Origin of the sequence: Pseudomonas atacamensis (genome assembly GCF_017167965.1) — a bacterium.
Classification (GTDB): domain Bacteria; phylum Pseudomonadota; class Gammaproteobacteria; order Pseudomonadales; family Pseudomonadaceae; genus Aquipseudomonas; species Aquipseudomonas atacamensis.
Map to the genome: position 1 here is coordinate 5022059 of NZ_CP070503.1, position 23335 is coordinate 5045393.

18 protein-coding genes and 1 pseudogene are annotated in these 23335 nt (G+C 59.3%); 7 read left to right on the top strand and 12 right to left on the bottom strand.

What is annotated here, in order from left to right; all coding sequences use genetic code 11:
- Positions 1-120: 120 nt before the first annotated feature.
- Positions 121-1497, top strand: a complete 1377-nt coding sequence (locus JWU58_RS22930) for an L-serine ammonia-lyase (protein ID WP_122601868.1) — start codon at positions 121-123, stop codon at positions 1495-1497.
- 263 nt (positions 1498-1760) lie between these two features.
- Complete coding sequence (locus tag JWU58_RS22935; RefSeq protein ID WP_016771632.1) at positions 1761-2078, top strand: DUF3509 domain-containing protein; 318 nt, start codon at positions 1761-1763, stop codon at positions 2076-2078.
- Here the strand turns inward: JWU58_RS22935 and JWU58_RS22940 are convergent.
- On the bottom strand, positions 2075-2575 hold the full coding sequence (locus tag JWU58_RS22940; protein ID WP_016771633.1) for a phosphate-starvation-inducible protein PsiE: 501 nt from the start codon (positions 2573-2575) through the stop codon (positions 2075-2077). The two genes, JWU58_RS22935 and JWU58_RS22940, sit on opposite strands and share 4 nt — an antisense overlap.
- Positions 2576-2911: 336 nt before the next feature.
- On the opposite strand from JWU58_RS22940, the pseudogene JWU58_RS22945 reads away from it, so the two are divergent.
- Positions 2912-3166 (top strand): annotated as a pseudogene (locus JWU58_RS22945) (YebG family protein); the annotation flags it as partial.
- 169 nt (positions 3167-3335) lie between these two features.
- Here JWU58_RS22945 and JWU58_RS22950 read toward each other — a convergent pair.
- The gene (locus JWU58_RS22950; RefSeq protein WP_016771635.1) at positions 3336-4355 is read right to left on the bottom strand and encodes a Glu/Leu/Phe/Val dehydrogenase family protein; all 1020 of its coding nucleotides are present in this window, start codon (positions 4353-4355) and stop codon (positions 3336-3338) included.
- 184 nt (positions 4356-4539) lie between these two features.
- On the opposite strand from JWU58_RS22950, the gene JWU58_RS22955 reads away from it, so the two are divergent.
- A complete protein-coding gene (locus tag JWU58_RS22955) occupies positions 4540-5343 on the top strand; it encodes a transglutaminase family protein (RefSeq protein WP_206421040.1) in 804 nt (267 codons plus the stop codon).
- A 152-nt stretch (positions 5344-5495) separates the two neighbouring features.
- On the opposite strand, the gene maiA is transcribed toward JWU58_RS22955, so the two are convergent.
- The 3 genes from maiA to hmgA are packed head-to-tail and all read right to left on the bottom strand — an operon-like array spanning position 5496 to position 8759.
- Entirely contained in the window at positions 5496-6134 is a 639-nt protein-coding gene (gene maiA / locus JWU58_RS22960; protein WP_123443452.1) for a maleylacetoacetate isomerase, read from the bottom strand.
- Positions 6135-6146: 12 nt separating this feature from the next.
- A complete protein-coding gene (gene fahA, locus JWU58_RS22965; RefSeq protein WP_123443451.1) occupies positions 6147-7451 on the bottom strand; it encodes a fumarylacetoacetase in 1305 nt (434 codons plus the stop codon).
- A 3-nt stretch (positions 7452-7454) separates the two neighbouring features.
- Positions 7455-8759 carry a homogentisate 1,2-dioxygenase gene (gene hmgA, locus JWU58_RS22970; protein ID WP_071174423.1) on the bottom strand — a complete coding sequence of 435 codons (1305 nt, stop codon included), beginning with the start codon at positions 8757-8759 and terminating at the stop codon, positions 7455-7457.
- Between the two features lie 163 nt (positions 8760-8922).
- Here hmgA and JWU58_RS22975 point away from each other — a divergent pair, with 163 nt between their 5' ends.
- On the top strand, positions 8923-9702 hold the full coding sequence (locus JWU58_RS22975) for an IclR family transcriptional regulator (protein ID WP_024011648.1): 780 nt from the start codon (positions 8923-8925) through the stop codon (positions 9700-9702).
- A 27-nt stretch (positions 9703-9729) separates the two neighbouring features.
- On the opposite strand, the gene JWU58_RS22980 is transcribed toward JWU58_RS22975, so the two are convergent.
- From JWU58_RS22980 to JWU58_RS22995, 4 genes are all read right to left on the bottom strand, one after another.
- Positions 9730-13194: a dermonecrotic toxin domain-containing protein gene (locus tag JWU58_RS22980; RefSeq protein ID WP_206421041.1), complete on the bottom strand. Its 3465-nt coding sequence runs from the start codon at positions 13192-13194 to the stop codon at positions 9730-9732.
- Between the two features lie 151 nt (positions 13195-13345).
- Positions 13346-15901, bottom strand: a complete 2556-nt coding sequence (locus JWU58_RS22985) for a LuxR C-terminal-related transcriptional regulator (RefSeq protein WP_206421042.1) — start codon at positions 15899-15901, stop codon at positions 13346-13348.
- A gap of 138 nt (positions 15902-16039) precedes the next feature.
- Positions 16040-17407: a DUF1329 domain-containing protein gene (locus JWU58_RS22990; protein ID WP_039759308.1), complete on the bottom strand. Its 1368-nt coding sequence runs from the start codon at positions 17405-17407 to the stop codon at positions 16040-16042.
- A gap of 23 nt (positions 17408-17430) precedes the next feature.
- Positions 17431-19224, bottom strand: a complete 1794-nt coding sequence (locus tag JWU58_RS22995; protein WP_038860649.1) for a DUF1302 domain-containing protein — start codon at positions 19222-19224, stop codon at positions 17431-17433.
- 710 nt (positions 19225-19934) lie between these two features.
- Here JWU58_RS22995 and JWU58_RS23000 point away from each other — a divergent pair.
- Positions 19935-20123: a hypothetical protein gene (locus JWU58_RS23000; protein WP_136491966.1), complete on the top strand. Its 189-nt coding sequence runs from the start codon at positions 19935-19937 to the stop codon at positions 20121-20123.
- On the top strand, positions 20123-20383 hold the full coding sequence (locus tag JWU58_RS23005) for a hypothetical protein (RefSeq protein ID WP_206421043.1): 261 nt from the start codon (positions 20123-20125) through the stop codon (positions 20381-20383). Before JWU58_RS23000 ends, JWU58_RS23005 begins: the two co-directional genes overlap by 1 nt.
- A gap of 43 nt (positions 20384-20426) precedes the next feature.
- Here JWU58_RS23005 and JWU58_RS23010 read toward each other — a convergent pair whose 3' ends face one another.
- The 3 genes from JWU58_RS23010 to JWU58_RS23020 all read right to left on the bottom strand — a co-directional run bounded on the left by JWU58_RS23010 (position 20427) and on the right by JWU58_RS23020 (position 23175).
- The gene (locus JWU58_RS23010) at positions 20427-21338 is read right to left on the bottom strand and encodes an SDR family oxidoreductase (protein ID WP_136491965.1); all 912 of its coding nucleotides are present in this window, start codon (positions 21336-21338) and stop codon (positions 20427-20429) included.
- A 152-nt stretch (positions 21339-21490) separates the two neighbouring features.
- Positions 21491-22393, bottom strand: a complete 903-nt coding sequence (locus JWU58_RS23015) for an alpha/beta fold hydrolase (protein ID WP_206421044.1) — start codon at positions 22391-22393, stop codon at positions 21491-21493.
- Positions 22393-23175: a class II aldolase/adducin family protein gene (locus tag JWU58_RS23020; RefSeq protein ID WP_024011642.1), complete on the bottom strand. Its 783-nt coding sequence runs from the start codon at positions 23173-23175 to the stop codon at positions 22393-22395. Before JWU58_RS23020 ends, JWU58_RS23015 begins: the two co-directional genes overlap by 1 nt.
- Positions 23176-23335 lie beyond the last annotated feature (160 nt).

Below are 23335 nucleotides of genomic sequence, written 5' to 3' on the forward strand. Positions count from 1 at the left end.
AAGGCTGTCTTAGGAGGTTTCGTTGGTCACCTCGAACCGAGGCAGGCAGTATCGCCGACATTGCGCTTGTCCGACAAAAAATGGCAGCGATTCCTACTCCATTGCTTGTAAGGGTTTAGCATGGCTATCAGTGTTTTCGATCTATTCAAAGTGGGCATCGGCCCGTCCAGCTCCCATACCGTCGGTCCGATGCGTGCAGCGGCGACGTTTGCCCAGGCCCTGATCGACCAGCATCTGCTCAATGACGTGCGACGGGTGGAAATCCGTCTGTACGGCTCGCTGTCTGCGACCGGCGTTGGCCACGCCACTGACCGCGCAACGGTCATGGGCCTGATGGGCGAGTGGCCGGACAGCATCGATCCTTCGACCATCGATCCACGCATCCAGCAACTGCGCGAAACCGGACAACTGTCCCTCGCCGGTCAACGCTCGATTGCGTTTGACTGGCAGAGCGATCTGCTGCTGCTCGACGAGAGCCTGCCCTACCACCCCAACGCCATGTCGCTGAGCGCCTTTGGCGAAAGCGCCGAGCTGTTCACGCAAACCTATTACTCGGTCGGCGGCGGTTTCATCGTCGAAGCGGCTGAAGCCGAATCTGGCGTGGCGCCAATCAGCGACGTGGTGTTGCCGTACGATTTTTCCAGCGCCGCCGAACTGCTCGCTTTGTGCAAAAAGCACAATCTGCGCGTGTCCGAACTGATGATGGCCAACGAGCGCGCCTGGCGCAGCGATGCCGAGATTCGCCAAGGCCTGCTGCACATCTGGTCAGTGATGCGCGAGTGCGTCGAACAAGGTTTGCGCCACGAAGGCATCCTGCCCGGCGGCCTGAAAGTACCGCGCCGCGCGGCGAAACTGCATCGCAGCCTGTTGGAAATCGGCAAACCGAATGTGATCAGCTCGACCCTGTCGGCGATGGAATGGGTCAACCTGTTCGCCCTCGCCGTCAACGAAGAAAACGCAGCCGGCGGGCGCATGGTCACCGCGCCGACCAATGGCGCCGCCGGGATCATTCCGGCGGTTCTGCACTACTACATGAAATTCAATCCGGATGCGTCTGACGATGATGTCGTCGCGTTCTTTCTCGGCGCAGCCGCTGTCGGGATTTTGTGCAAGAAAAACGCCTCCATCTCCGGTGCCGAGGTCGGCTGTCAGGGCGAAGTCGGCTCGGCTTGCGCAATGGCTGCCGCCGGCCTGGCCGATGTCCTCGGCGCGACACCGGAGCAACTGGAGAACGCTGCCGAAATCGGCCTGGAACACAACCTCGGTCTGACCTGCGATCCGGTCGGCGGCCTGGTGCAAGTGCCGTGCATCGAGCGCAATGCCATCGCGGCGGTGAAGGCGATCAACGCCACGCAAATGGCCCTGCGCGGCGACGGCAATCACTTCATTTCCCTCGACCGGGTGATCCGCACCATGCGCGACACCGGCGCCGACATGCACGACAAATACAAGGAAACCTCGCGGGGCGGGCTGGCGGTGAACTGGGTGGAGTGTTGATCGGCCTGACTGCACTGTCAGCGATCATCGGCTCATTCCTGCCCTGAAAACGCGCCACAAAAAACGGCGAGCCCCGAGGCTCGCCGTTTTTTTCGCCGTGTTTATTGTTCGACAATTTTTCCGGCATGCCCCTTGCTACATCACCCTTGAGGCAAACGGACATTGCAAACCTCAGCGAACGAGATGCCAGTGGTCTGGTGTTGCGAACCAAATCAGATCATGGCCGGTCAACAACTGCACGTTCAATCAGGCGGTGACGCATCATGGACAACCCATTTCAAATCATTACCGATGCCTTCGCGCCGGACTATCAGATCAATCTGAGCATTCAGGGCCTGGACGGCAGCATCATGCTGACCCTGTCCAACGCCGGCCGCATCGTGGCCAAGCGCATGATCAGCGCCGAACAGCGCAACGATCCCGAGCGTTTGAAACGGCTGGTACAAAGCATCCAGTTCGGCATCGCCATCGAACAGGGTCACAGCGCCATGTCGATTCTCGAAGCCATGACCAGCGGCGCCGGGCTGACCCCGCCACCGCCACGGGTCAAAGGCCAGCCCGGCCAGGCGGCGGGCCTTTAGAGCTCGCCCTTCTCCACTTCAGGATGTTCGCTGGAACCCGTACCGATCTTGCGCTGCGGGTTCTCGATCTTCACTGAGGGGAATTGCGACGAAGCGTAACGCACCACCAGGATCGCAAACGCCAGCAGCAGAATGCCGCCGCACAGGTAGATGATGCCCATGTCCGGCGGGTTGTGGTGCGAGACGTTGGAGATCAGCAGGCGCGTCAGTGCAGTGATCGCCACGTAGATCAGGAAGCGCACCGGCATGTGGTTGGTCTTGAAATAAATCCCGACCATCGCGCCCAGTTCCAGATAGATGAACAGCAACAGAATGTCATCGATCTTGATGTGCCCGACTTCGAGCATCCCGAGAAACTCCATCACCGCCGCCCACGCCGTCACCGCACCGATGGCGAACAGCGCCAGATAGTGGAAGGTTTCGACGAACAGGTTGCCCAGGGACTCGGCCAGTTGATGCACGTTACGCCGCAATTTCTCGGCCCAGTTTATTTTCACGATGAGTTTCCTTAGCCCGTTTCGGGCGGATGATGCGTATCGCACGTGACGGTTTTGCGCGCGCGTCTTGTTGCAACGGTTTTCATGCAGGTTCAGGGCCACGCATCATGGCGATCCGCTGCAAATCCCGCGCCGTGGCGTTTGGTCGCACCGCTAGAGTTTCTGTGGGAGCGAGCCTGCTCGCGAATAGCAGCCACACCGTCCCCTGACAAACGCCAAATCCGGTCTACATTGAAAAGCCACTACCCATGGCGCAGGGATTCGCTTATCCTTTTCGCTGTATATGGATACAGTAGTCGTCAAGACAACTTAACGTGAAGGCATGTGAGGTGGTGAATGGCCGTCGAAGTGGTATACCGCAGCAGCCGAGATCTGGAGCGCTTGTTCATGGATAAAGCCGAAGCTGATCGTCATGACAAAATGCTCGAACTGGCCGAATATCTGGCCGATGTGCTGCAAAAAGCCGTTCCGTCCCTGACCGAACAGCAAGTAGAAGAAGCCGGGATCTACATGGCGAGGAATCGCGATGTGTTTGCCCGGGCATTCAAAAGCCAGCCCGATGCGCTGTCGGAGCTGATCAATGCGCCGGCCGAGCCTGTCGAAAAAGCTGAAGCGGCAGAACCTGACGAGGCGCCGGCGAAGCCCGCCAAAGCAGCGAAAGCGCCGAAGTAATCAGAAAGATCGTCCGATCGCGGCCCGAGCCTTCGGCAACTCCTGCATTCCGAGTGTAGGAGCTGCCGAAGGCTGCGATCTTTTGCTTTCAGCGATACAAAACCTTTTCCGCCAACTCATCCGCCACCCGCGCCGGCGAACGTTTTTCCGCCTGAGCATGGGCAAAGACTTCGGTCAGCCGCGAACTGATCTTCGACAGATGCGCCGTAATCGTCGGCAACTCCTCGCCACGATGTTTAAGCGAAACGTAAATAAGCCCGCCGGCATTGATCACATAATCCGGCGCATAAAGAATTCCGCGCCGTTCCAGTTGATCCGCCACATCCAGATGGGAAAGTTGATTGTTCGCCGAACCGGCGACAGCGGAACAGCGCAGTTGCGACACCGAATGACTGTTGAGCACACCGCCCAACCCACAAGGCGCGAGAATGTCGCACGGCGTGCTGAGCAATGCGTCGTTGGCGATCGGGTGAGCATTGAGCTGCTCCATCGCCAGTTGCACCTTGCCGTGGTCGATGTCACTGACCAGCAACTCGGCGCCGGCCGCGTGCAGTTGCTCGGCCAGTGCATAACCGACGTTGCCAAGCCCCTGAATCGCGATGCGCAAACCTTCGAGGTTGTCGCTGCCCAGACGCGCCATCGCCGTGGCGCGAATGCCGGTGAACACGCCCATGGCCGCGTGCGGTGCCGGATCGCCTGCCGAGGTGGTGCTGGTGACATGCCGGGTCTGCTGGGCAATGCAGTCCATGTCCGCCACTGAAGTGCCGCTGTCGATGGCGGTGATGTAGCGACCGTCGAGCTGCTCGATGCAACGGCCGAAAGCCTCGAACAACGCGGCGCGATTCTCGACATGGGCCGGGCGCACGATCACCGCCACCCCGCCGCCCTGCGCAAGGCCGGCCAGCGCCGCTTTGTAGCTCATGTTTTGCGCCAGGCGAATGGCGTCCTCGACCGCAGATTCGTCGTTGGGATAGGCAAGGTAACGGCAGCCGCCCAGGGCTGGCCCCAGGCGACTGTCATGAATGGCAATGACCGCCTTCAACCCGGTGACCGGGTCCACGCTCAAGTGCAGCGATTCCAGGCGAGTGCTTTGCATGAGAGCGAACATCGACAGGCTCCCGAATCACTTCTTGTAGAACGCCAGTATAGGCTTGCCCCTGAAAATTGCTGGCGCGCACCGGCATGAGCCGCCGAGCGGACAATGTTGCGCCGCTATAACTCGCGCTCAACGCGCCCGGCACTGGACGAACAACCCGGACGGGGCTAAAACGAGGCATTGGAGGGAGATTCAGATGAGTGCGCGCCAACGCTTTTTCGAATGCCTGCATCGTTCACCGCCAGCGCTGCTGGAAGCTGCGCTGTGGATAAGTGCCGAGCACGACAAAACCCTCGAGCCCGAGGCATGGTTGCGCACCTTCAAGGATCTGCAACTACGGGTCAGCTATGGCCTGCCGATGCTGCCGGTCAGCGAACTGGCGCAACCGCTGTTGCGGCGCATGGTCGATATCGGTTTCGCACAGGATGATTTCCTGCCGCTGCGCCCGCAGGCGGCGCTGCTGCACCGCGTGTTGCACACCCAGCGCGGTCAGCCGTTGGCATTGGCGTTGATCGCCCTGGAACTGGCGCATGGCCTCGAGATTCCTTTGGTCGGGGTCAACTTCCCCGGGCATTTCCTGTTGCGGGTACCCGGCGCCGACCACTTGCTCGACCCTTGCGGCGGTCGACGCTTGTATCCCAACGACTGTCGCGAACTGTTGCAACGCCAATATGGGCCGAACATGCAGCTCAGCGCCGAGCATCTGCTGACGGCCACGCCAGTGCAGATGCTGCAGCGTCTGTCACGCAACCTGCGCCAATTGCACCTGACCCACGACGATCACATCGCCGCGCTGATCGACGCAGAACGAGTGCTCGAACTGGGTGATGCGAAGGCCTCTGATTACATGGCCCGGGCCAGTCTGTATCAACGGCTGGATTGCCCGAACGCTGAACGCTTCGATCTGGAGCATGCGTTATTGCTCAGCGAAGACCCGATCCAGCGCCTGCGCCTGACCGAACGCCTCGGCCATCTGCCGCCCAACTCCGTCGTACATTGACCGCTTTTTGCAGGTTTGCCCCATCCTTGAGGCCCACACAAACCTGTGTTGATCGTTCCCACGCTCCGCGTGGGAATGCCGCCCCGGACGCTCTGCGTCCAATGTGACGCAGAGCGTCACAAGATGCATTCCCACGCAAAGCGTGGGAACGATCATTTAGGGGTATCTGGTTGGTTGGCGGGATGGGCCTTGATGAACGCTGGATGTTCCAAAGCGAGCGCAGCAACGCGGCGGATTTTCGGGTAAGCCTCCAGCGAAACATTGAAGCGTTCTGCCGCATACAACTGCGGAATCAAATACACATCCGCCACGCACGGCCATTCGCCAAAACAGAAACCGCTGTCGCCGATCAACTGCTCCACCGTTGCCAGCCCTTGGCTGATCCAATGGCTGATCCACTCCACCACTTGCGCCTCATTCTGCCCCGCCTGGCGCAGGCGATTGAGCACGCTGACGTTGTGCAGTGGATGCACATCGCAGCCGATCACCGCCGCGACACCGCGCACCTGCGCGCGCGTCAGCAGATCATCCGGCAGCAACGGCACCTGTGGATAACGCTCTTCCAGATACTCGATGATCGCCGGCGATTGAATCAGCAGCGCACCGTCATCGGTGCGCAAGGTTGGCACCCGGCCCTGGGGATTGAGCGCCAGATACGCCGGCTGCCGATGTTCACCACCCGACGGTGCGATCAGGTTGACCGGCAGCGCCTGGTAATCGAGGCCCTTCAACGCCAGTGCGATTCGCACCCGGTACGATGAAGTGGAACGGTAATAGCCATAGAGATCCATAAGCCGCTCCTGTCAGCGTGCAGCGATCACGGTGCCGCGACATTCGCCGAAGCCGATCGAGGCAAAACCTTCGCGGGCACAGCGAGCGCGCAGGATGATTTCGTCACCGTCCTCAAGGAACTTGCGCACTTCGCCGGAAGCCAGTTCGATCGGTTTCTTACCGCCCTCAGTGATCTCCAGCAGGCTGCCAAACTGGCCGTTTTCCGGCCCGGACAAAGTGCCCGAACCGAACAGATCGCCGGCCTGCAACTGGCAGCCGTTGACGCTGTGGTGCGCGACCATTTGCGCGACGGTCCAGTACATGTAGCGGGTGTTGCTCAGGGTCAGGCGATGGGCGGGCAGGTTCTGCTCGCGCATGGTTTCGGTACGCAACAGCACTTCCAGCTCGATGTCGAAGGCGCCGCCATCCTGATCACGCTTGTCGAGCAGATACGGCAGCGGCTGCGGATCACCTTCAGGGCGCGCCGGCTGTGCCATGCGGAACGGTTCCAGTGCTTCGGCCGTCACCACCCAGGGCGAAACACTGGTGATGAAGCTTTTCGACAGAAATGGGCCGAGTGGCTGGTATTCCCAAGCCTGGATATCCCGCGCCGACCAGTCGTTGAGCAGGCAGAAACCGGCGATGTGCTCGGCAGCGTCACCGATGGCAATCGGCTCGCCCATCTCATTGCCCTGGCCGATCCAGATGCCCAGCTCCAGTTCGTAATCCAGACGTGCGCATGGGCCGAATACCGGTTCGGTCTGCCCGGCCGGCAGCGTCTGGCCCTTCGGCCGGCGCACGTCGGTGCCGGACGCTCGCACCGTGGAAGCGCGACCGTGGTAACCGATCGGCACGTGCTTGTAGTTCGGCAACAGCGGGTTATCCGGACGGAACAGTTTGCCGACGTTCTGCGCGTGCTCGATGCCGACGTAGAAGTCGGTGTAATCGCTGATTCGCGCCGGCAGGTGCATCTGGCAATCGGCAGCCAGTGGCAAGACTTTCGCGCCTTGCGCTTCGATGCTGCCACGCAGCGTGCTGCCTTCACTGAACAGTTCGATCAGGCGTTCGCGCAGGGCCACCCGCGCCTCACGGCCAAGTTCGAAGAACGCGTTCAACTGCCCGCCCTGCATGGCTTCCACCGCACTGCGTGCGACACCGTCGAACAGACCGGCCTCAAGCGCCACCTGCAAATCGAAGATGTGCTCGCCGATCGCCACGCCTGCACGCGGCGCAGAACCCTTGAGGCTGAACACGCCCAGCGGCAGGTTCTGCAACGGAAAATCGCTGTGACCGTTGGCCGAAGCGACCCAACTGCGGGTGATGGAATTCTGTGTCATGGGTTATCTCCGGGTCGGATCGAACGTGGCGGGCAGCGAGGCCCAGCAAGCGTCATAACTGGATTGCAATTGAGGGCAGTCGAGGGCGAAACGGCTTGGGCGCAGCACCTGGCTGGTCTCGAACATGAAGGCCATGGTGTTATCGATTTTTGCAGGTGCAAGCTCGGCGTTGATCGCCCTGGTGCAGGTCTCGCCGTCCGGGCCATGGGCGCTCATGCAGCTGTGCAACGAAGCGCCGCCGGGCACGAAGCCTTCAGCCTTGGCGTCGTATTCGCCCTGGATCAGGCCCATGAATTCGTTCATCAGGTTGCGGTGGAACCACGGTGGCCGGAAGGTGTTTTCGGCGACCATCCAGCGCGGCGGGAAGATCACGAAATCGAGGTTCGCCAGACCGTGCACGCTGGTCGGCGAGGTCAACACGGTGAAGATCGAAGGATCGGGATGATCGAAGCTCACCGTGCCAATGGTGTTGAAACGGCGCAGGTCGTATTTGTACGGCACGTTGTTACCGTGCCAAGCGACCACATTGAGCGGTGAGTGATTGAGTTCAGTGGCCCACAACTGGCCAAGAAATTTCTGCACCAAAGTAGTCGGGTGCTGGAGGTTTTCGTAGGCAGCGACCGGGGTGAGGAAATCCCGGGGATTGGCCAGACCGTTGCTGCCGATCGGCCCCAGATCCGGCAGGCGCAGCGGCGCGCCATGGTTCTCGGCGAGGTAGCCGCGTGCCTGTGGATCGAGCAGTTCGACGCGAAATTTCAGGCCACGCGGCAGCACGACGATTTCCAGCGGCGCCACTTCGAGTACGCCCAGTTCGGTGGCGATACGCAGGCGACCGAGTTGCGGCACCAGCAGCATTTCACCGTCAGCGTTGAAGAACACCCGCTCCATCGAACGGTTGGCGGTGTAGTTATAAATGCTGATGCCGGACGGTTTCTCGGCGCCGGCGTTGGCCGCCATGCTGACCAGGCCATCGATGAAATCCGTCGGTTCGGTCGGCAGCTCCAGTGGATTCCAGCGCAGGCGATTGGGCGTCACTTCACCCAACGGTCCGCCGGCCAGTTGCCGTTCCAGTTTGACGAACGCCGGGTGGTTGGCCGATGGCTGAATCCGGTACATCCAGGTGCGGCGCGCTTCGCTGCGCGGCATGGTGAACGCGGTGCCGGAGAACAATTCGGTATACAGGCCGTACGGGGCTTTTTGCGGGGAATTCTGGCCAACGGGCAGCGCGCCGGGCAACGCTTCGGTGCTGAATTCGTTGCCGAAGCCGGACTGGTAAACCAGGTCCTGCGCGGTTGAATCGAGGTTCATGGAGCCTCCTGAACAGGGAGTCGGCAATGGCCCATCGCTCTGGCTCAGAGGTCTCGGCACGCCGGGGTTGTTATTATCGTAATCTGATTACGCATAACGTAATTTGCTCGCTATCCAGCGTCAAGCTATAAAGACGCCCATTCGAACCGGAACCGCCAGCCCCATGGAAAAAACCAGCGACAGCAACGGCAAACAGAAAGTCCGCTCCGCCGAGGTCGGCACCGACATCCTCAAGGCTTTGGCCGAATTGTCACCGTCGACTTCGCTGTCGCGTCTGGCCGAACACGTGCAGATGCCGGCGAGCAAGGTGCATCGCTATCTGCAGGCGTTGATTGCTTCGGGATTTGCCGAACAGAACGCCGCCACCAACCATTACGGCCTCGGTCGCGAAGCGCTGCGGGTGGGCCTGGCCGCACTCAACAGCATGGACGTGCTGAAAGTCGCCGCCCTGCCGCTGTCCGAGTTGCGCGACGAACTCAACGAAACCTGCTTTCTCGCGGTGTGGGGCAATCAGGGCGCAACCGTGGTGCATATCGAACCGGCGGTGCGCGCGGTGACGGTGGTGACGCAATTGGGTTCGGTGCTGCCGCTGCTCAGCTCGTCCACCGGGCTGGTGTTCAGCGCTTACCTGCCACACCGGGAAACCGATGAATTGCGCGAGCAGGAGATCGCTGTCGCGGAGCATCCGCTCAAGGATGAAACAGCCTATGCAGCGTTGTGTGAACAGATCCGCGAACGCGGTCTGCATCACGTGCATGGTTTGTTGATGCCGGGTGTGGATGCGCTTTCTGCGCCAGTGTTCAACGCGGTCGGGCAGATCGCTGCGGTACTGACCATCGTCGGCCCGACCTCGCTGTTCCACGCCGACGAAAACGGCCCGGCGGCGCAGCGGTTGTTGGCTGCGACGCGGGCCGTGAGTTGGCGCATGGGTTACGAAAGTTAAGTAATGCTTATGTGCGCTCTAAACGACTCAACGCACCGTGGTCTTGCTCAATGCGCTGTCACCCTCTTGCATCAGTGACTTGAAGAAACCGATCAGCTCATCGGCGGGGTCTTCATGGCCGGTGTAATACGTTACGAGTTCCGCGACCGTGCGGGCGTCTTCAAACAGACTTAGAAACGAGCGTTGCGCACGGGTAAGTTCTTTAACCGGCGCCCCCGCCGCTGCAGCCTGACCCAATGTCAGCAGTCCGCTCAATACATCCTGCACATGCCCCAGGGCGGCGGAATAATCACCCCGTCGGTGCGACTGCGACGCGTCGTAGATGCTTTTCATCACCTGCACAGCCACCACCACAGTGCCTACGGGTGGCACCACCAGGCTGACGATGTTTGCGGCCTTCAACAGGTTTTCATAAACCAGGGCGGCAATTATTTCATTGAGACTGGTGGTCCGTTCGTCGATGTCACTCAATACACGGCGCACTCGCTCGTCGTGGAAAGTGAACAGATCGGGCAGTAACGAACGCTGCTGCGTGCGAATGACCGGTCGGGTATCAACCGTTGCGACCAGATTATCGAAGTAATCATTGATCACTTTCTGGTCAATCAGCAGTATCCGCTCGCTGTAGTAGGTCCTGAACGGGCCTTTGCGAAAACGAATCGAAGGAATGAAATCAGCGATCGGCCGGAAGCTGACTTGATCCGGCGCGTCAGGCGTATAGAGCAAGTCGAAGAAACCTGACGATAACTTCAGTCGAAAAATATAAACGCCGCCAACTGTACGGTCACCGGCAGCCGTCAGACCCAGCGTGCCGATGTTGAATTTATACAGCCCGATGTCGCCTTCGGAGACGCTATTGACGATTGATGGATAGCCGCCACCTTCTTTCAGATTGTCGATAATCCGTTGGACAGCAGAGAAAGATTCAGTGGTTAATCTGCCGTTGGTATAGTCGGCAAATGCATTGCGGTACATCTCACAGCGGATTTTCCGGGCGTGTACAGCGCGTTTGAATGAGTAATCAGGATGCGCCTTGTTCTGATATTGCTCTTTCAGCATCGCGGTATATCTGTCGCCGGGTCGGAATGTTTTCGACAGCGAGGAAAGGTCGCGGATATCCAGTTTTTCAACGATGGGATGGCCGTTGACCAAATAGTATTTCGGGCTGAATTTCGTTTCGTAGGCTGGATGCGCCGCTTCAAAAGCGAGTCCTTCAAGCAAAACGTCGGTAACGCTCTTACGAAAGTCTTCGGTTTGCACAATGATCTGGTCGGGATTGACCGAAACGTAACTGCCACGCGAACGCAAAATGTCTTCGATCTGAGCTTTCACCGAGTCGTAAGTGAATTGCTCGAATGTCGGAAAACCATTGTCTCGCGCCTCAACCATGGACAGTGCCTTGAATTCGGTGCTCAGACGCGAATAGCGCTTGCGGCCCTCGAAGCCAAGCGCGCGATAACCGGCCGGTGCAATGGCTTTGTGCAGGGCAACTTCGGCTCGGTAGGCGACATTCGCGTAGTCCGCCAACGGTGCTTTGGCGTTCAGATAAAAATCGACCGGCCGGCTATCAATCGTGTAGCGATAGCTCAGTTGAGTGCCAGCGCTGCCAAGCAACTCACCCGCCTCTTGCAGGTAGTCGGGATGGATCATCAATGCGGCGTATTCACGATCCGCCGACAATGCCGACTCCAGCCAGCGGTTCGCGGCGTAGATATCGGGAAATTTCTGCAGTTCGAATTGTCCTCCAGCTGTTTTGACCAGCATCAGCGACGGCACGTATTCTTTGGCCGAAATCATCAGAATGTCTTTCAGCGCTGGCGCTTGCAGTCTGATTTTCAACCCCTGAATAGTCACCGCAGGATCATTGGCCATGGCCCGCGCGATGATATTGGCATCAGTGGAATCCAGTTTCCCGGAGTGACGAGCAACAAAAGCCGCGAACTCCATCTGACTGCAGAGATAGTTGCGATAAGCCTCCTGGTAAGCCACCGAGGGCGAGTATGCAAGACTGCCGGTAAATTCCAGTCGCAGGTTACGATTTTCCAGCCACTGTTCAAGCGCTACTGCCGTCAGCCGACTTCCGGCGGGAGCGCCGATGATAGTCAGAGCCGCTTTATAACCGGTGTCGTGCAGCCCGAAAACAATAAACTCCGTCAGCGTTCGGGTTTCTTCCTGTTCGATAGTACGCCCGGCAATTTGCAGACTGTACGAGCTATGGACACTTATCGATTCCGGATCCAGTTGTTCACCAAGTACCCTGTCCGCCCATTCGGCGAATGTGCGCACTACGTAATCCTTGAATGAAAAACAGGCATCGAAGGTGTTTGAGTAGACAGCCTCGTATTGATCCCGCGACTCTTCAAGCTCGCTATAGCGCTGTTGCATATCGCTACCAGCGGCATGCAGCCATAGCGGCCAATCGGTGCGTTTCAATGCAGCCCAAAGCAGATAGAAGCGGGTTTCGATGCCGTAACGCAGCACATGCAGGCCTTGATTGTCCTGCAGCATGGAAGTCAGCGGTTTTGCCAGTTGTTCCTGGCCACCGATCAAGAGTGAAACACTTTCAAGCTGACCTTTGAGGTGAGCCTCGGCACAAAATGCATGAGGACTTTGCGCAGCTTTCAGATACCTGATCTGGTCTCCACCCAGGGACAGTCGCTGCTGAAGTTTGCTATGCAGATCGATATTTTTTTCAAAAAATTCAAAGCCGTTTTCCGGCGTATGCAGGAGATAAGAGGTTGACTCATTCACCAGCGGCATTTCTGCATCCGCACGCTCGGCGTTGTCCAGAACGAAACAAGGCTGAAGCGACAGCAGGTAATCCTGTTCAGGTTGCAGCCTGACTTCAAACGCTGCGCGACCGCCATCTGCTTCAAGCAGATGAGCGAATCGCTCGCCCAACCAGGCGTCAAAATTGTTGGCCATGACCGACAGCGAAAGCTCTGCACTGGTGACCACGGCGCAGGCTTCGATGAAAGCCTGCTTATTGGACAACGGTGCCGTGTCCGGTCGCATGGACCTGGCTGGCGCCACCCAGAACTTTGCGATCTCGGTTTGCAATGTCTTTTGCAACCCGGTGGTCACCGCAGCAATCAGATCCTCGACAATAAGGACATTGAGAGCACTGACCTTGAACTGCTCATTCCGGGTGTCCGGTAGAGAATAAACCCCATCACCGCCCATTATGTAAGCGGGGCTGACATTATTATCAAGACAATGAACAGTCACTTCCCAAAGAGTGCCAGAAGGACGACTTCCATTATCGGGAAAAGCCGAGTCCGTATTGATGTAAACATTGTCAATATCGATTGTCTTGCCCAAACGCTTCAATTCACTGTCAAGCATGCTGCGAAGAATATCCAGCACGCTCGGCATGGCGTCGACGATCTTGAATAGATCTTCCTTTGCCTGGATTGCCTTTTCCCACTCTTCAGGCCAGGTAACTTGCTCACCCAAAGAACCACGCATCAGACTTTTATATAACTTGACCACATCTTTTCCTTACTTGACTATCCAGAGCTGCGAACACAGCCGCTGTAGATAGTTGCAAGGTAGTTTCTTTTCCAGGCAACTTGAAGGGCGAACAATTTACAAAACATGCCAACAAACACATGCAATCTTTTGTACTGCAAAACTTCTCAACCTAAATCAGTATCCCCATCAACTTTGCTTTTGCCACCGCTTGAGTTCTGCGCTCCACACCCAACTTTCCGTTAATACGTCGCGCATGGGTTTTTACTGTATGCAATGAAATAAACAGTTGTTCGGCAACCTGCTGATTCGAAGCACCCTGAGCAATCAATGTCAGCACTTCGCGCTCGCGTCGACTGAGGCCCGGGGCATGATCAGCGTTATCGCTCAGCCAGACAGGAATCTGCTTGCCACACGCCGTGCCGACGCTGCCTCGGCGTAGTTCCCACTCGCGCATGGCTTGCTGCAACCGGCAGCGCTCCGCCAGCATTGCGGCTCGCTGGAAAGCTTGCTGCGCCGCCACCGTGTCACCGTGCAATTCGGCCAACTGGGCGAAGGCCAGCAGCAACTCCGTTTCCGCCGCCAACATGCCTTTGGCCTGAGCGCGTTTCAGCAATCGTTCAATGGTGGGCAGAGCGGTTTCGTCAGGGATCGATTGCGCATTCGCGCAGGCCAGCAGGTATTCGATGCGAATAATCAGTTCGAACGTCGCGGGTGGCGCCTGCAACGCAGAAGGTCCCCGGTAATGCCGTAACAGTCGGCTCAACGCTTCTTGGACAAGATGCGGTCGGCCCTGCTGCAACCAGAACTGGCTGCTGACCTGCAACACAACACCGCGATAGACCGTATCGGGAATCTGCCGCTGCTGCATGACCCTTTCGGCCTCGCGCAGGCGCTCGAAAGCGCAGGCATAATCGCCGCGATTGCCGGCCAGTTGCGCCTGCCCGAGGTAGCCGTACAAGACTCGTTTGTCTGCACTGCGCAGGCAATCTTCAAGACCCTGGCTGAACAACTGCGCAGCCTGCTCTTCAAGGCCCATGCACAGCGCCAGTCGTCCGCGTCGCAAGGCGATACGGCCGAGCAGCGGCGTGGGCACCATGCTGCGCTGACGCAGCAAGTGCTCGATCTCCACCAGCAGGCTTTCCGCACGCAAAGGCGCGCCTCGCTGCTCGAGCCATTGCGCATGATCAAGCTCAAGCAAGCCTTCGAACAGCAACGAGCCGTGAGCCCGCGCCAGGCACAGCGCCTCGCGGTTGAGGGCATGGGCCTGATCGAGCTCACCGCACAGCAACGCCTGCTGGGTCAGTCCCGACAGGCACATCACACGGGCCTGCCAGGCATCGTCAGCCAGTGCGGACAACGCCTCCTGAAAGCAGGCGCGTGCCGGCTCCATTTGCCCTTGCAGGTGAAACAGCCATCCCTGTTGCGCCTGCCAGCGGGCCAGCAGTTGCTGCTCCAGCTGCGCTGTCGGTTGTGGCATGAAGCGGCCGAGATGAGCCAGGCATTGCCCGGCCTGTTCGAACCGGCCGGCAAACAATAAGGCGCCCGTGACCAGCACGATCAGCTGGGGTGTCATCAGGGTCAGCTGCTGGCTTTGCTCCTCGTGCAAACGCAACAGCAGGACGACCGTCTGGTCTTCGAACAAGTCTTCGAAGCTGAAATGCTGCAACAGGCTGACGGCAGTTTCGTATTCCTCGGCCAACAACGCTTGTTCGAACGCCGCTCGCCAATCCTGCGTCGCGCTGAACCACTGACAGGCGCGCCGGTGCCAGGAACGCGCGCACGGCCAATGTGACTCCTGGATGATTCGCGACAGCGGGCGGAACACCTGGAGCCAGTCAGCGGACGCTTGCCAAGGCTCGATGAAGCAGCCCAGCACTTGCAGATCACGCAGCAACTGAGCGCCTTCGCCAGGGCCGAACAAATGCTCGCATAACGGCGCGTTGAACCGTGGCAGATGAGCCAGCGCACGCCATGCCTCGTCCTGCTCCGGGGTCAGGTTGCTGAACAGTTCGTGCTGCAGATAATCGAGCAGAGTGTCGACACGCTGCTGCGGCTGCAGGTTTTGCGACCAGTCGCACTTTTGCAGGAGCGCCATGCGCGCCCCCGCGCACCAGCCGCCGGTACGCTGGATGATACGGGCAGCGACACGCTCCGCCTGGTCTGGCGGCAAATGGTGCAGCACCGATACCACTTCATCGTGAGTCAGCGCCAGGCTGGCGCTTTCGAATTCGTAGAGTTCGTCATCGAGCAACAGCCGCGGCCAGTTGCACTGCGGCCGGCGCCGAGTGCTGACCCACCAGGTGAGCGCCGGACTGCTGACCGCCAGCAAGCGATCCAGCAGCGCATCCACAGCCGGATCCGGCAGACGACTGTAATCATCGATGAACAGCGAAGTCGGCCTCGACCAATGGGCCAGCTCCGCCATCAGTTGCGTATCGTCAAGGCCTTCGACCAGCCCGAGCGCCCGCGTCAGACGCAGGCAGAATTCTTCAGTGCTGAGCGCCGCTCCCGCCAGCGGCAGCCAGATGGCCTCGCACTCTGCACGCGCCTGAAGAAGACATTCGGTGAGCAGTGCGGTTTTGCCACTGCCCGCGGGCGCGCACAACAGCTTCACCCGCGCGCTGGATGCCAGCAAAGGTGCGCTCAAACGGCTGCGAGGTTGATGATGCGAAGAAAGCCTGGGCAAAAATCCGGGTCGATCCAGGCACGGGGTCATGGCGGTCATCGGGTGAGCCTTCTTATCGTTGTGCGCTCACCCTAGCCCTCTCCCGCGCCCTTGTTGACAAGTATTCAGCACGCTGATTGATGTCCATAAAAAAGGCGACCGTGCGGTCGCCTTTTGTCCAGCGGTACAGCAGAGCCGTTAGCGTACGCCCTCGGCGCGCAGAGCCGATGGTGTGTAATCGGCGGCCTTGGCTTCAAAGCCGAATTCGAAGCTGTGCTTTTCTTCGTTCTTCATGCCCAACGCAATGTAGCGGCCGGCAATGATGTCGTAGAGCGCTTCCAGCGTGTAAGCCTGGGCCTGATGATCGTAGTAGTACTGCGCGTGACCTTCGGCGACGCGCCACAGTTGCCCGCGACCGTCGTAGTGATCGGCCAGTGCCACTTGCCAGCTGTCCTCGTCGATGTACATGTGGCGCTTGGCGTAGATGTGCCGCTCGTTCGGTTTCACCGTGCCGATCACTTCCCAGACGCGGTGCAGTTCGTAACGGGTCAGGTCCTGATTGATGTGCCCGGCCTTGACGATGTCGTCGTACTTGAGCTTCGGCGAGTCGAGCTTGTAGCTGTTGTAGGGAATGTACATTTCCTTCTTGCCGACCAGTTTCCAGTCATAGCGATCCGGCGCGCCGGAGAACATGTCGAAGTTGTCGGAAGTCCTCAGGCCATCGGCCGCTGTACCCGGACCGTCATAGGCCACTTGCGGTGCGCGCCGGACCCGGCGTTGACCGGCGTTATAGATCCACGCCAGACGCGGTTCCTTCACCTGATCGAGGGTTTCGTGCACCAGCAGCACGTTACCGGCCAGCCGCGCCGGGGCGGTCACCGATTGCTTGAAGAAGGTCAGCACGTTGGCGGCTTTTTCCGGGTCGATGTCTTTCATCAATTGCGGCACGGCGATCTCTTCTTCGAAGCGGATCGGCGTGTAGCTGCCGTTGGTCTGCGGCGTGACCTGGGTGATGATCCGCCGCAGATTGCCACCGTGGTAGCGGGTGATGTGGTTCCACAACACCTCGACGCCGTTCTTCGGAATCGGGAAGGCGTAGTAGCGATTGCCGGTGAAATTGGCCAGGCCGTTGCCATCGTTGATCGCGTTGACGTTGAGCGCGCTGCGCTTGGCCGACTCGTAGATTTCCGCTGGCGCCCCCACGGTGCGGTGGGTCGGGTAGACCGGGATCTTGTAGGTTTCCGGGTAGCGTTTGAACATCGCCACCTGGCCATCGGAGAGCTTGCTTTTGTACTGCTCGACGTTCGCGGCGGTGATGGTGAACAACGGTTTTTCGTTGGCAAACGGGTCGGCGAGGAAGCCCTTGCTGTCCACCGCACCGGCGTTTTTCGGGATGCCGCCGGTCCAGGCCGGGATCGAACCGTCCGCATTGCCGGCCTTCTCGGCGCCGAGCGGGGTCAGGCTGGTGCCGAGTTTGTTCGCCTCATCCGGCGACACCGCCGCCATCACGTTGGCGGCCAGCAGACTCAAAGCCAGCACGCCACATTGCAGAATCGTTTTGCGCATTGCAGTCATCCTTCTCGGGCAGATCAGAAGTTCACGCCGAAGCTCAGGGCCACGAAGTCACGGTCTTCGAGGACGTTGTAGTCGCCACCGAAAAAGTCGGTGTAACTCAGGCTTGCGGTGTAGGTGTTGCGGTAGTCGGCATCGACGCCGAAGCTGATGGCTTTCGCACCTTCGTTGAACAGACCGTTGGGGCCGTAACCGGCGACGTCATGGGACCACGACAGGTTGGGCTTGAGGTTGATCCCGCCGATGACGTTGGCGTAATCGAGAATCGCCCGGGCGCGATAGCCCCACGAAGTCGAGGTGACGAAGCCGTCGGTATCACCGCCGAATCCGTACTGGCCGTACACCGAATCACGGCCATAACGCAGCTCACTGCGTGACTCCAGACCACCGACATGCACCACCGCCGCCTCGCCGACCACAGTCAAACGTTCGGCGCCGAGCACCTGATCGAAGAAGTGTGTGAGGGTGCTCTGGATCTGCGTGACTTCCTTGCGCCGGTAGCCTTTGTTGTCCGCACCCGGCGAAGTAGCGAGTGGCGATGCGGTGCCGCCGGCAATCGGGTTGACCAGCGCCAGGGTCAGGTCGTTGGTGTTGACCTGCACCGGCGCGTTCGGCCGGTAGCTGACCTCACCGGTCCATGCGGTGCCGGTGGGCAGAGTGGTGGAGAAACTCGCGCCGTACAGGCGAATGTCTTCCGGGTATTCGAGGTAGTACTGACCGCGCCCGAGCATCACGCTTTGCGCCAGCCCCGCACCGCTGCCAGGCGCGAGGCCGTTGGCAATGCCGACCATGCCTGGCAATGCCGCCAGTGTCGACAGCCCCGCCGTGGTGGTGCCGACCGTCGGCGTACGGCTGTGGTAATTCATGAAGTAGAGGCCGTACTCGGTGTCTTCGCCGAGCCAGCGCAGCGCCGTGCCCCATTGCCCGGAATCGCGCGCATCGCGATCACCGCCACGGGGGATCACCACGCCCTCGCGGGTGACCTGAATGCCTTGGCCGAACGCGGTGGTCAGCGGCACCAGTGGCGCCACCGCCGGACTGCCGACGGTGTAGCCGTTGTTGCAACCGTCCGCCGCGACGTCGACGCCAAAGAACGTGCCGCAGTTGTCGAGAACGGTCTGGTCCCACTCCAGTTGGTAGAAGCCTTCGACCGAAAGTTTGTCGGTCAGACTCTGCGAACCAAACAGCATGTTCACCGGAATCAGGCCTTCCTTGATCTCCGCACCGGGACGGCGGAATGCTGAGACGTCGACCGGGTTGATGCTGTTGATCGAGTTGCCGATGAAGGTACTTTCGCCCCAGCTCACCACCTGCTTGCCGGCCCGCACGGTGCCGGGCAAATCAGCGATGGCGTAGTTGTGATAGACGAAGGCATCGAGGATCTGCGCGCCGGAAGACTTGGCGCCTTCCTTGCGGCCGCTGTCGCTGATCTGTTTGAACTCGCGGTCTTCGTCCTTGAGTTCGAAGTCGTACCAGTATTTGCCCCGCACGAACACGCCGGTATCGCCGTACTTCAGTTCGAGGTCGTGGATACCCTTGAAGATTTTCGAGAAGGTTTCGCCCTTCTTGAAATTCAGGCGCCCGTCATCACCGGTGGACGATTGTCCGCTGCCGCCATTGACCGTGCCGACCAGCGAACTGTCGGCATCGCGCAGGCCCCAGCTCGCGCCGACCGAAAGTGACGAGTCGAAGGTGCCTTCGATTTCGCCGATGTTGAAGGCGACCGCGTGCGCCTGGGCGCCGCAACCCAGAGCCACCGCAGCGGCAAGCGCCTGCGGTGTGAAGATGGCGCGCATTGTTGTTTTTGTCATGCGTCTTCCCCGGTGAGTGACAGAAGGCCCCACCCTACTGCCGGTCGCTGCGGTCGATAAGCGCACCAAGGAGGTATTTGCGTTGTCGCTCGAAAGGATGAATGGCCTTGTAGCGCGGGGCCTTGAGCGGTTCATGGGCTGGCTGGATGGCGCATCATCAGCGCCATTCATGGGCACCCCACTGTTGCGCGCCCCGTAACAGTGCATGTCTGGAATCGGTATTTTTCCTACAGGCTTGAGACCTTATTCTGAGCGCGCTTTCCCGGCACACGCCGCAAAGCGCGAAGCCCGCTACGCTGAATCGCGAGCGACTGGCTACAGATTCTGGATAAATCGATGTTTTCGGTTTGCCGCCCCGCTGTTCACTGACGTTGATTTGTAGCTCCTTGATCCAACGTCTTACCTTGGCCGCTGCGTTTGCAGCGGCCTTTTTTATGGGCGTTTAAAAAGGCTGGATAGCGGTTCGGCAAAGCTTCCGATCAGCGCGTCAGACATTTCTTCGAAGCTCGGATGAATACCCTCTGCATCGATAAAAACCCGTGAAAACCCTTTCGACATAACGCCCTGTTACTGACGGGCTTCTCGGATTTGATTACCGCCACTCTGAGGTAACTTGAAACACCTCAACCATTCGCTGGTGACACGGACGTCATCGCCACCCGTGCGCACTTTTCGAGCGAGTGAAAACGCACATTCAAAAGGACATGAATATGCCAAAGCCTCCACCTTTAGAACTGGATGCATTACACATTCAATCCTTATGCGGGGCGACCGAAGAGGGGAAGCACAGTGGGCGTAGTTTCAACCCTGACGAGCTTCTCTACACGCCCGAAGCACTGGCTGCAGCAATGGAGCAGGAAGAACGTGATTACCAGAAATTGCTGAAGGAGATGTGGTAATGAGCACCGTTGAGATGATTGTTAAAAATGAACCTCTGGATGACATAGTCACGGTGTTCGCGTTACTTCAGGCAACACCACATCTGGACATGACGATCAGACGCCACAATCGAGACCTGATCGACGAGTATGGGACCCTGGAAGCATCGTACGCTCGGCTCTTCGCTGCCGGGATTTTACTGGAGGGAGAAAAGGGCCTAGCTATCAAGGGACCTAACTGGAAGCCGCCCAAGTTCATGACAGAAAAAAGATACATTTGAAAACTGGAGCCACCCGCCGCGAGGGTTGGTGGCTCCGTTAATTTCAAATCGAATACTTCTGCAAATTCGCCATCATTTCCTTCAATGCTTCAATATTGTCCTTCGGATGCGCCGCGCCTTCGAAATCACAAATCTGCTGCCAGTGCGCCGCCACATCCTCTGGCGAGAACCCTTCGCGCGGATCGAAGCCGGCACCGAGGCTGCGTTCCCAGCGCACCTTGCCCATCCAGCCGCCGCCGACTTCGAACAGGCCGGACGTTTCCTCGCATTGCTCGCTGGCCAGATACACCACCAGCGGGCTGACCAGTTCCGGCTTCAATTGCTCGAATACTTGCGGCGGGATCAGGCCCTCGGTCATGCGCGTGCCGCCGGTCGGGGCGATGGCGTTGACCAGAATGTTGTTCTTGCGCCCTTCGATCGCCAGCGTTCGGGTCAACCCGTAAAGCCCGAGTTTGGCCATGCCGTAGTTGGACTGACCGAAATTACCGTAAATGCCAGAAGTCGACGCAGTGAAAATCACGCGACCGTAGTTTTGCTCGCGCAGATGCGGCCAGGCGGCACGGGTAACCTTGTAGGCGCCTTCGACGTGGACGCGATAGACCAGATCCCAGTCGGCGTCGTCCATCTTGTGAAATGACTTGTCGCGCAGGATCCCGGCGTTGTTCACCACGACGTCGACGCGGCCGAAGGCATCGAGGGCGTTCTGTACCAGTTTGTCGCCGTCAGTCACCGAGTCGTGGTTGGCTTCGGCAATACCGCCGGCCTCACGGATTTCCGCCACTACGCGGTCGGCAGCCGAAGCATTGGCGCCCTCGCCCTGCGTCGAGCCACCGAGATCGTTGACCAGCACTTTGGCGCCGTGCCTGGCGAACAGCAGCGCATGGGCACGCCCGAGGCCGCCACCGGCGCCGGTGACAATCACGACTTTATCTTCGAAACGCACAGGTTCATTCATCGCGGCAACTCCAGCAGGCCAAGGGATATTGCCCCGAGTGTCAGGCACGGCGCTTTGGGTCACAACGAACACGGCTGCGGCTGAATGGTGCGCGATAAGGCTGAGGGATGATCGAGTGTCAGGACGCCGAGAGCCCGTGCTCTCGGCGAGAATCAGGAGTACGCCACTTTGCGCGGAGGCAATACCAGACGATCGCGAAACGCCAGATAGTGCTTGAGCACCAGCGCCGGCGCCTCGGTTTGCGGATAGTGGCCGACGCCCGGCAGCAGCACAGTGTCCGGATCAGGGATCAATTCGCGATAACGCTCGACCATGTGCACGCCGGAGATCGGGTCAAATGCGCCATCGATCACCCGCAAGGGAACGTCACCCTGCTGCATGGCCGTCACCCAGCGCTCACGTTGCACCCGGCGCTCGGGGATGTAAGTGATCAATTTATGCAGGATGCGCGGGCCATGGTTGCTGTCGACCAGACTCCAGTAGTCATCCAGCTCGCTTTCAGTGGGCTGGGTCTGCGCGCCGAAGATCTGCCGGAAACCTTTGACCAGCGCCTCACGGCTGAAGGCGCGGCCGAGCAGCCAGCCAATCGGGCTGAGCAGCAGTTTCTGCATCAGCAGCGGACGATGGGTTTCCGGAAACAGACCGCCATTAAGGAATACGCAACTGGCCACTTCGATGCGTTTTTCGTAATGCCGCGCGAGCAGTTCCTGAGCGACGCTGTCGCCGTAGTCGTGAGCGAGGATGTGCACGGCTTGTTCAACCTGCAGATGGGCGAGCAGTGCCTGTTGCAGATCGGCCTGTTCCAGCAGGCTGTAGGTGTGATTGCGCGGTTTTGCCGAATCGCCGAAACCGAGCATGTCGCAGGCGATCACCTGATAACGCTGCGCCAGTGGCTGCCACAGGTAATGCCAATCCCAACTGGCAGTGGGGAAACCGTGAATCAACAGCAACGGTTCACCCTGCCCGACTGTCCAGTAGCGGATCGACTGGCCATGAAAAACGAATGTCCGGCTGCGCTTGCGCCAGACACTCAGAGGAATCTCGGCGAGCGGCATTAGAATTTATACCCCGGGTCTTGAAGATCGAGTTTGCGCAGCAGCGCCGGCCACGCCAGCGCCCCGCCCATGCCTTGAGCGCTCTTGGTGACGCCGGCAATCATTGCCTTTGCGCCGGCGAGAATCTGCGGTTCGATAGCGATCAGTTCGGCCCCTCCCGTCTGCGCCATGACCTGAATGTCGCAGGCTCGCTGGAAGGTGAACATCATCAGAAAGGTATCGGCGATCGTGCCGCCGCAGGTGAGCAGACCGTGGTTGTGCAGCATGAGGAAACTGTTGTCGCCGAGGTCGGCTTGCAGGCGCGCCTTTTCTTCATGATTCAGGGCCACGCCCTCGTAGGCGTGATAGGCCAGGCTCGACAACACAAACAGTGACTGTTGACTGATCGGCAGCACCCCCTGCCTTTGCGCCGACACTGCAACGCCTGACGCAGTGTGCGTATGCAGCACGCAAACCACATCGTGGCGCACTTCGTGGACGGCGCTGTGAATGGTGTAGCCGGCGGGGTTGATTTCGTACGGACTGTCCATGAGTTTGTTGCCGGCCTGATCGACTTTCACCAGGCTCGAAGCGGTGATCTCGTGGAACATCAGGCCAAACGGATTGATCAGGAAATCTTCGGTGCCGGGCACCTTGGCCGAGATATGCGTGAAGATCAGATCGTCCCAGCCGTGCAGCGCGACCAAGCGATAACAGGCGGCAAGATCGACGCGGGTCTGCCACTCGGCAGCGCTGACCTGATCTTTGACGTTCGGCGACGATTGGACGGGGGCTACGCTCACTGTATGCACCTCTGCGTTCTTCTTGTTCTGCTCGTGTCAGCAGTCTAGTCAGGCGCAGGGCATCGCGTAGTTGCATTGGCAGCCAGCTTGATGACTGAACGAGTCAGCCGGGCAAACAGCCTGGATCCGTTGCAATGCAACAACGCTTAGAAGGTGCAGC

Bases quoted from the DNA above. Each gene is read 5' to 3' on its own strand.
- JWU58_RS22930 (WP_122601868.1), top strand. From the start codon at position 121: ATGGCTATCAGTGTTTTCGATCTATTCAAAGTGGGCATCGGCCCGTCC.
- JWU58_RS22935 (WP_016771632.1), top strand. From the start codon at position 1,761: ATGGACAACCCATTTCAAATCATTACCGATGCCTTCGCGCCGGACTAT.
- JWU58_RS22950 (WP_016771635.1), bottom strand. From the start codon at position 4,355: ATGTTCGCTCTCATGCAAAGCACTCGCCTGGAATCGCTGCACTTGAGC.
- JWU58_RS22955 (WP_206421040.1), top strand. From the start codon at position 4,540: ATGAGTGCGCGCCAACGCTTTTTCGAATGCCTGCATCGTTCACCGCCA.
- maiA (WP_123443452.1), bottom strand. From the start codon at position 6,134: ATGGATCTCTATGGCTATTACCGTTCCACTTCATCGTACCGGGTGCGA.
- fahA (WP_123443451.1), bottom strand. From the start codon at position 7,451: ATGACACAGAATTCCATCACCCGCAGTTGGGTCGCTTCGGCCAACGGT.
- hmgA (WP_071174423.1), bottom strand. From the start codon at position 8,759: ATGAACCTCGATTCAACCGCGCAGGACCTGGTTTACCAGTCCGGCTTC.
- JWU58_RS22975 (WP_024011648.1), top strand. From the start codon at position 8,923: ATGGAAAAAACCAGCGACAGCAACGGCAAACAGAAAGTCCGCTCCGCC.
- JWU58_RS22985 (WP_206421042.1), bottom strand. From the start codon at position 15,901: ATGACCGCCATGACCCCGTGCCTGGATCGACCCGGATTTTTGCCCAGG.
- JWU58_RS22990 (WP_039759308.1), bottom strand. From the start codon at position 17,407: ATGCGCAAAACGATTCTGCAATGTGGCGTGCTGGCTTTGAGTCTGCTG.
- JWU58_RS22995 (WP_038860649.1), bottom strand. From the start codon at position 19,224: ATGACAAAAACAACAATGCGCGCCATCTTCACACCGCAGGCGCTTGCC.
- JWU58_RS23000 (WP_136491966.1), top strand. From the start codon at position 19,935: ATGCCAAAGCCTCCACCTTTAGAACTGGATGCATTACACATTCAATCC.
- JWU58_RS23005 (WP_206421043.1), top strand. From the start codon at position 20,123: ATGAGCACCGTTGAGATGATTGTTAAAAATGAACCTCTGGATGACATA.
- JWU58_RS23010 (WP_136491965.1), bottom strand. From the start codon at position 21,338: ATGAATGAACCTGTGCGTTTCGAAGATAAAGTCGTGATTGTCACCGGC.
- JWU58_RS23015 (WP_206421044.1), bottom strand. From the start codon at position 22,393: ATGCCGCTCGCCGAGATTCCTCTGAGTGTCTGGCGCAAGCGCAGCCGG.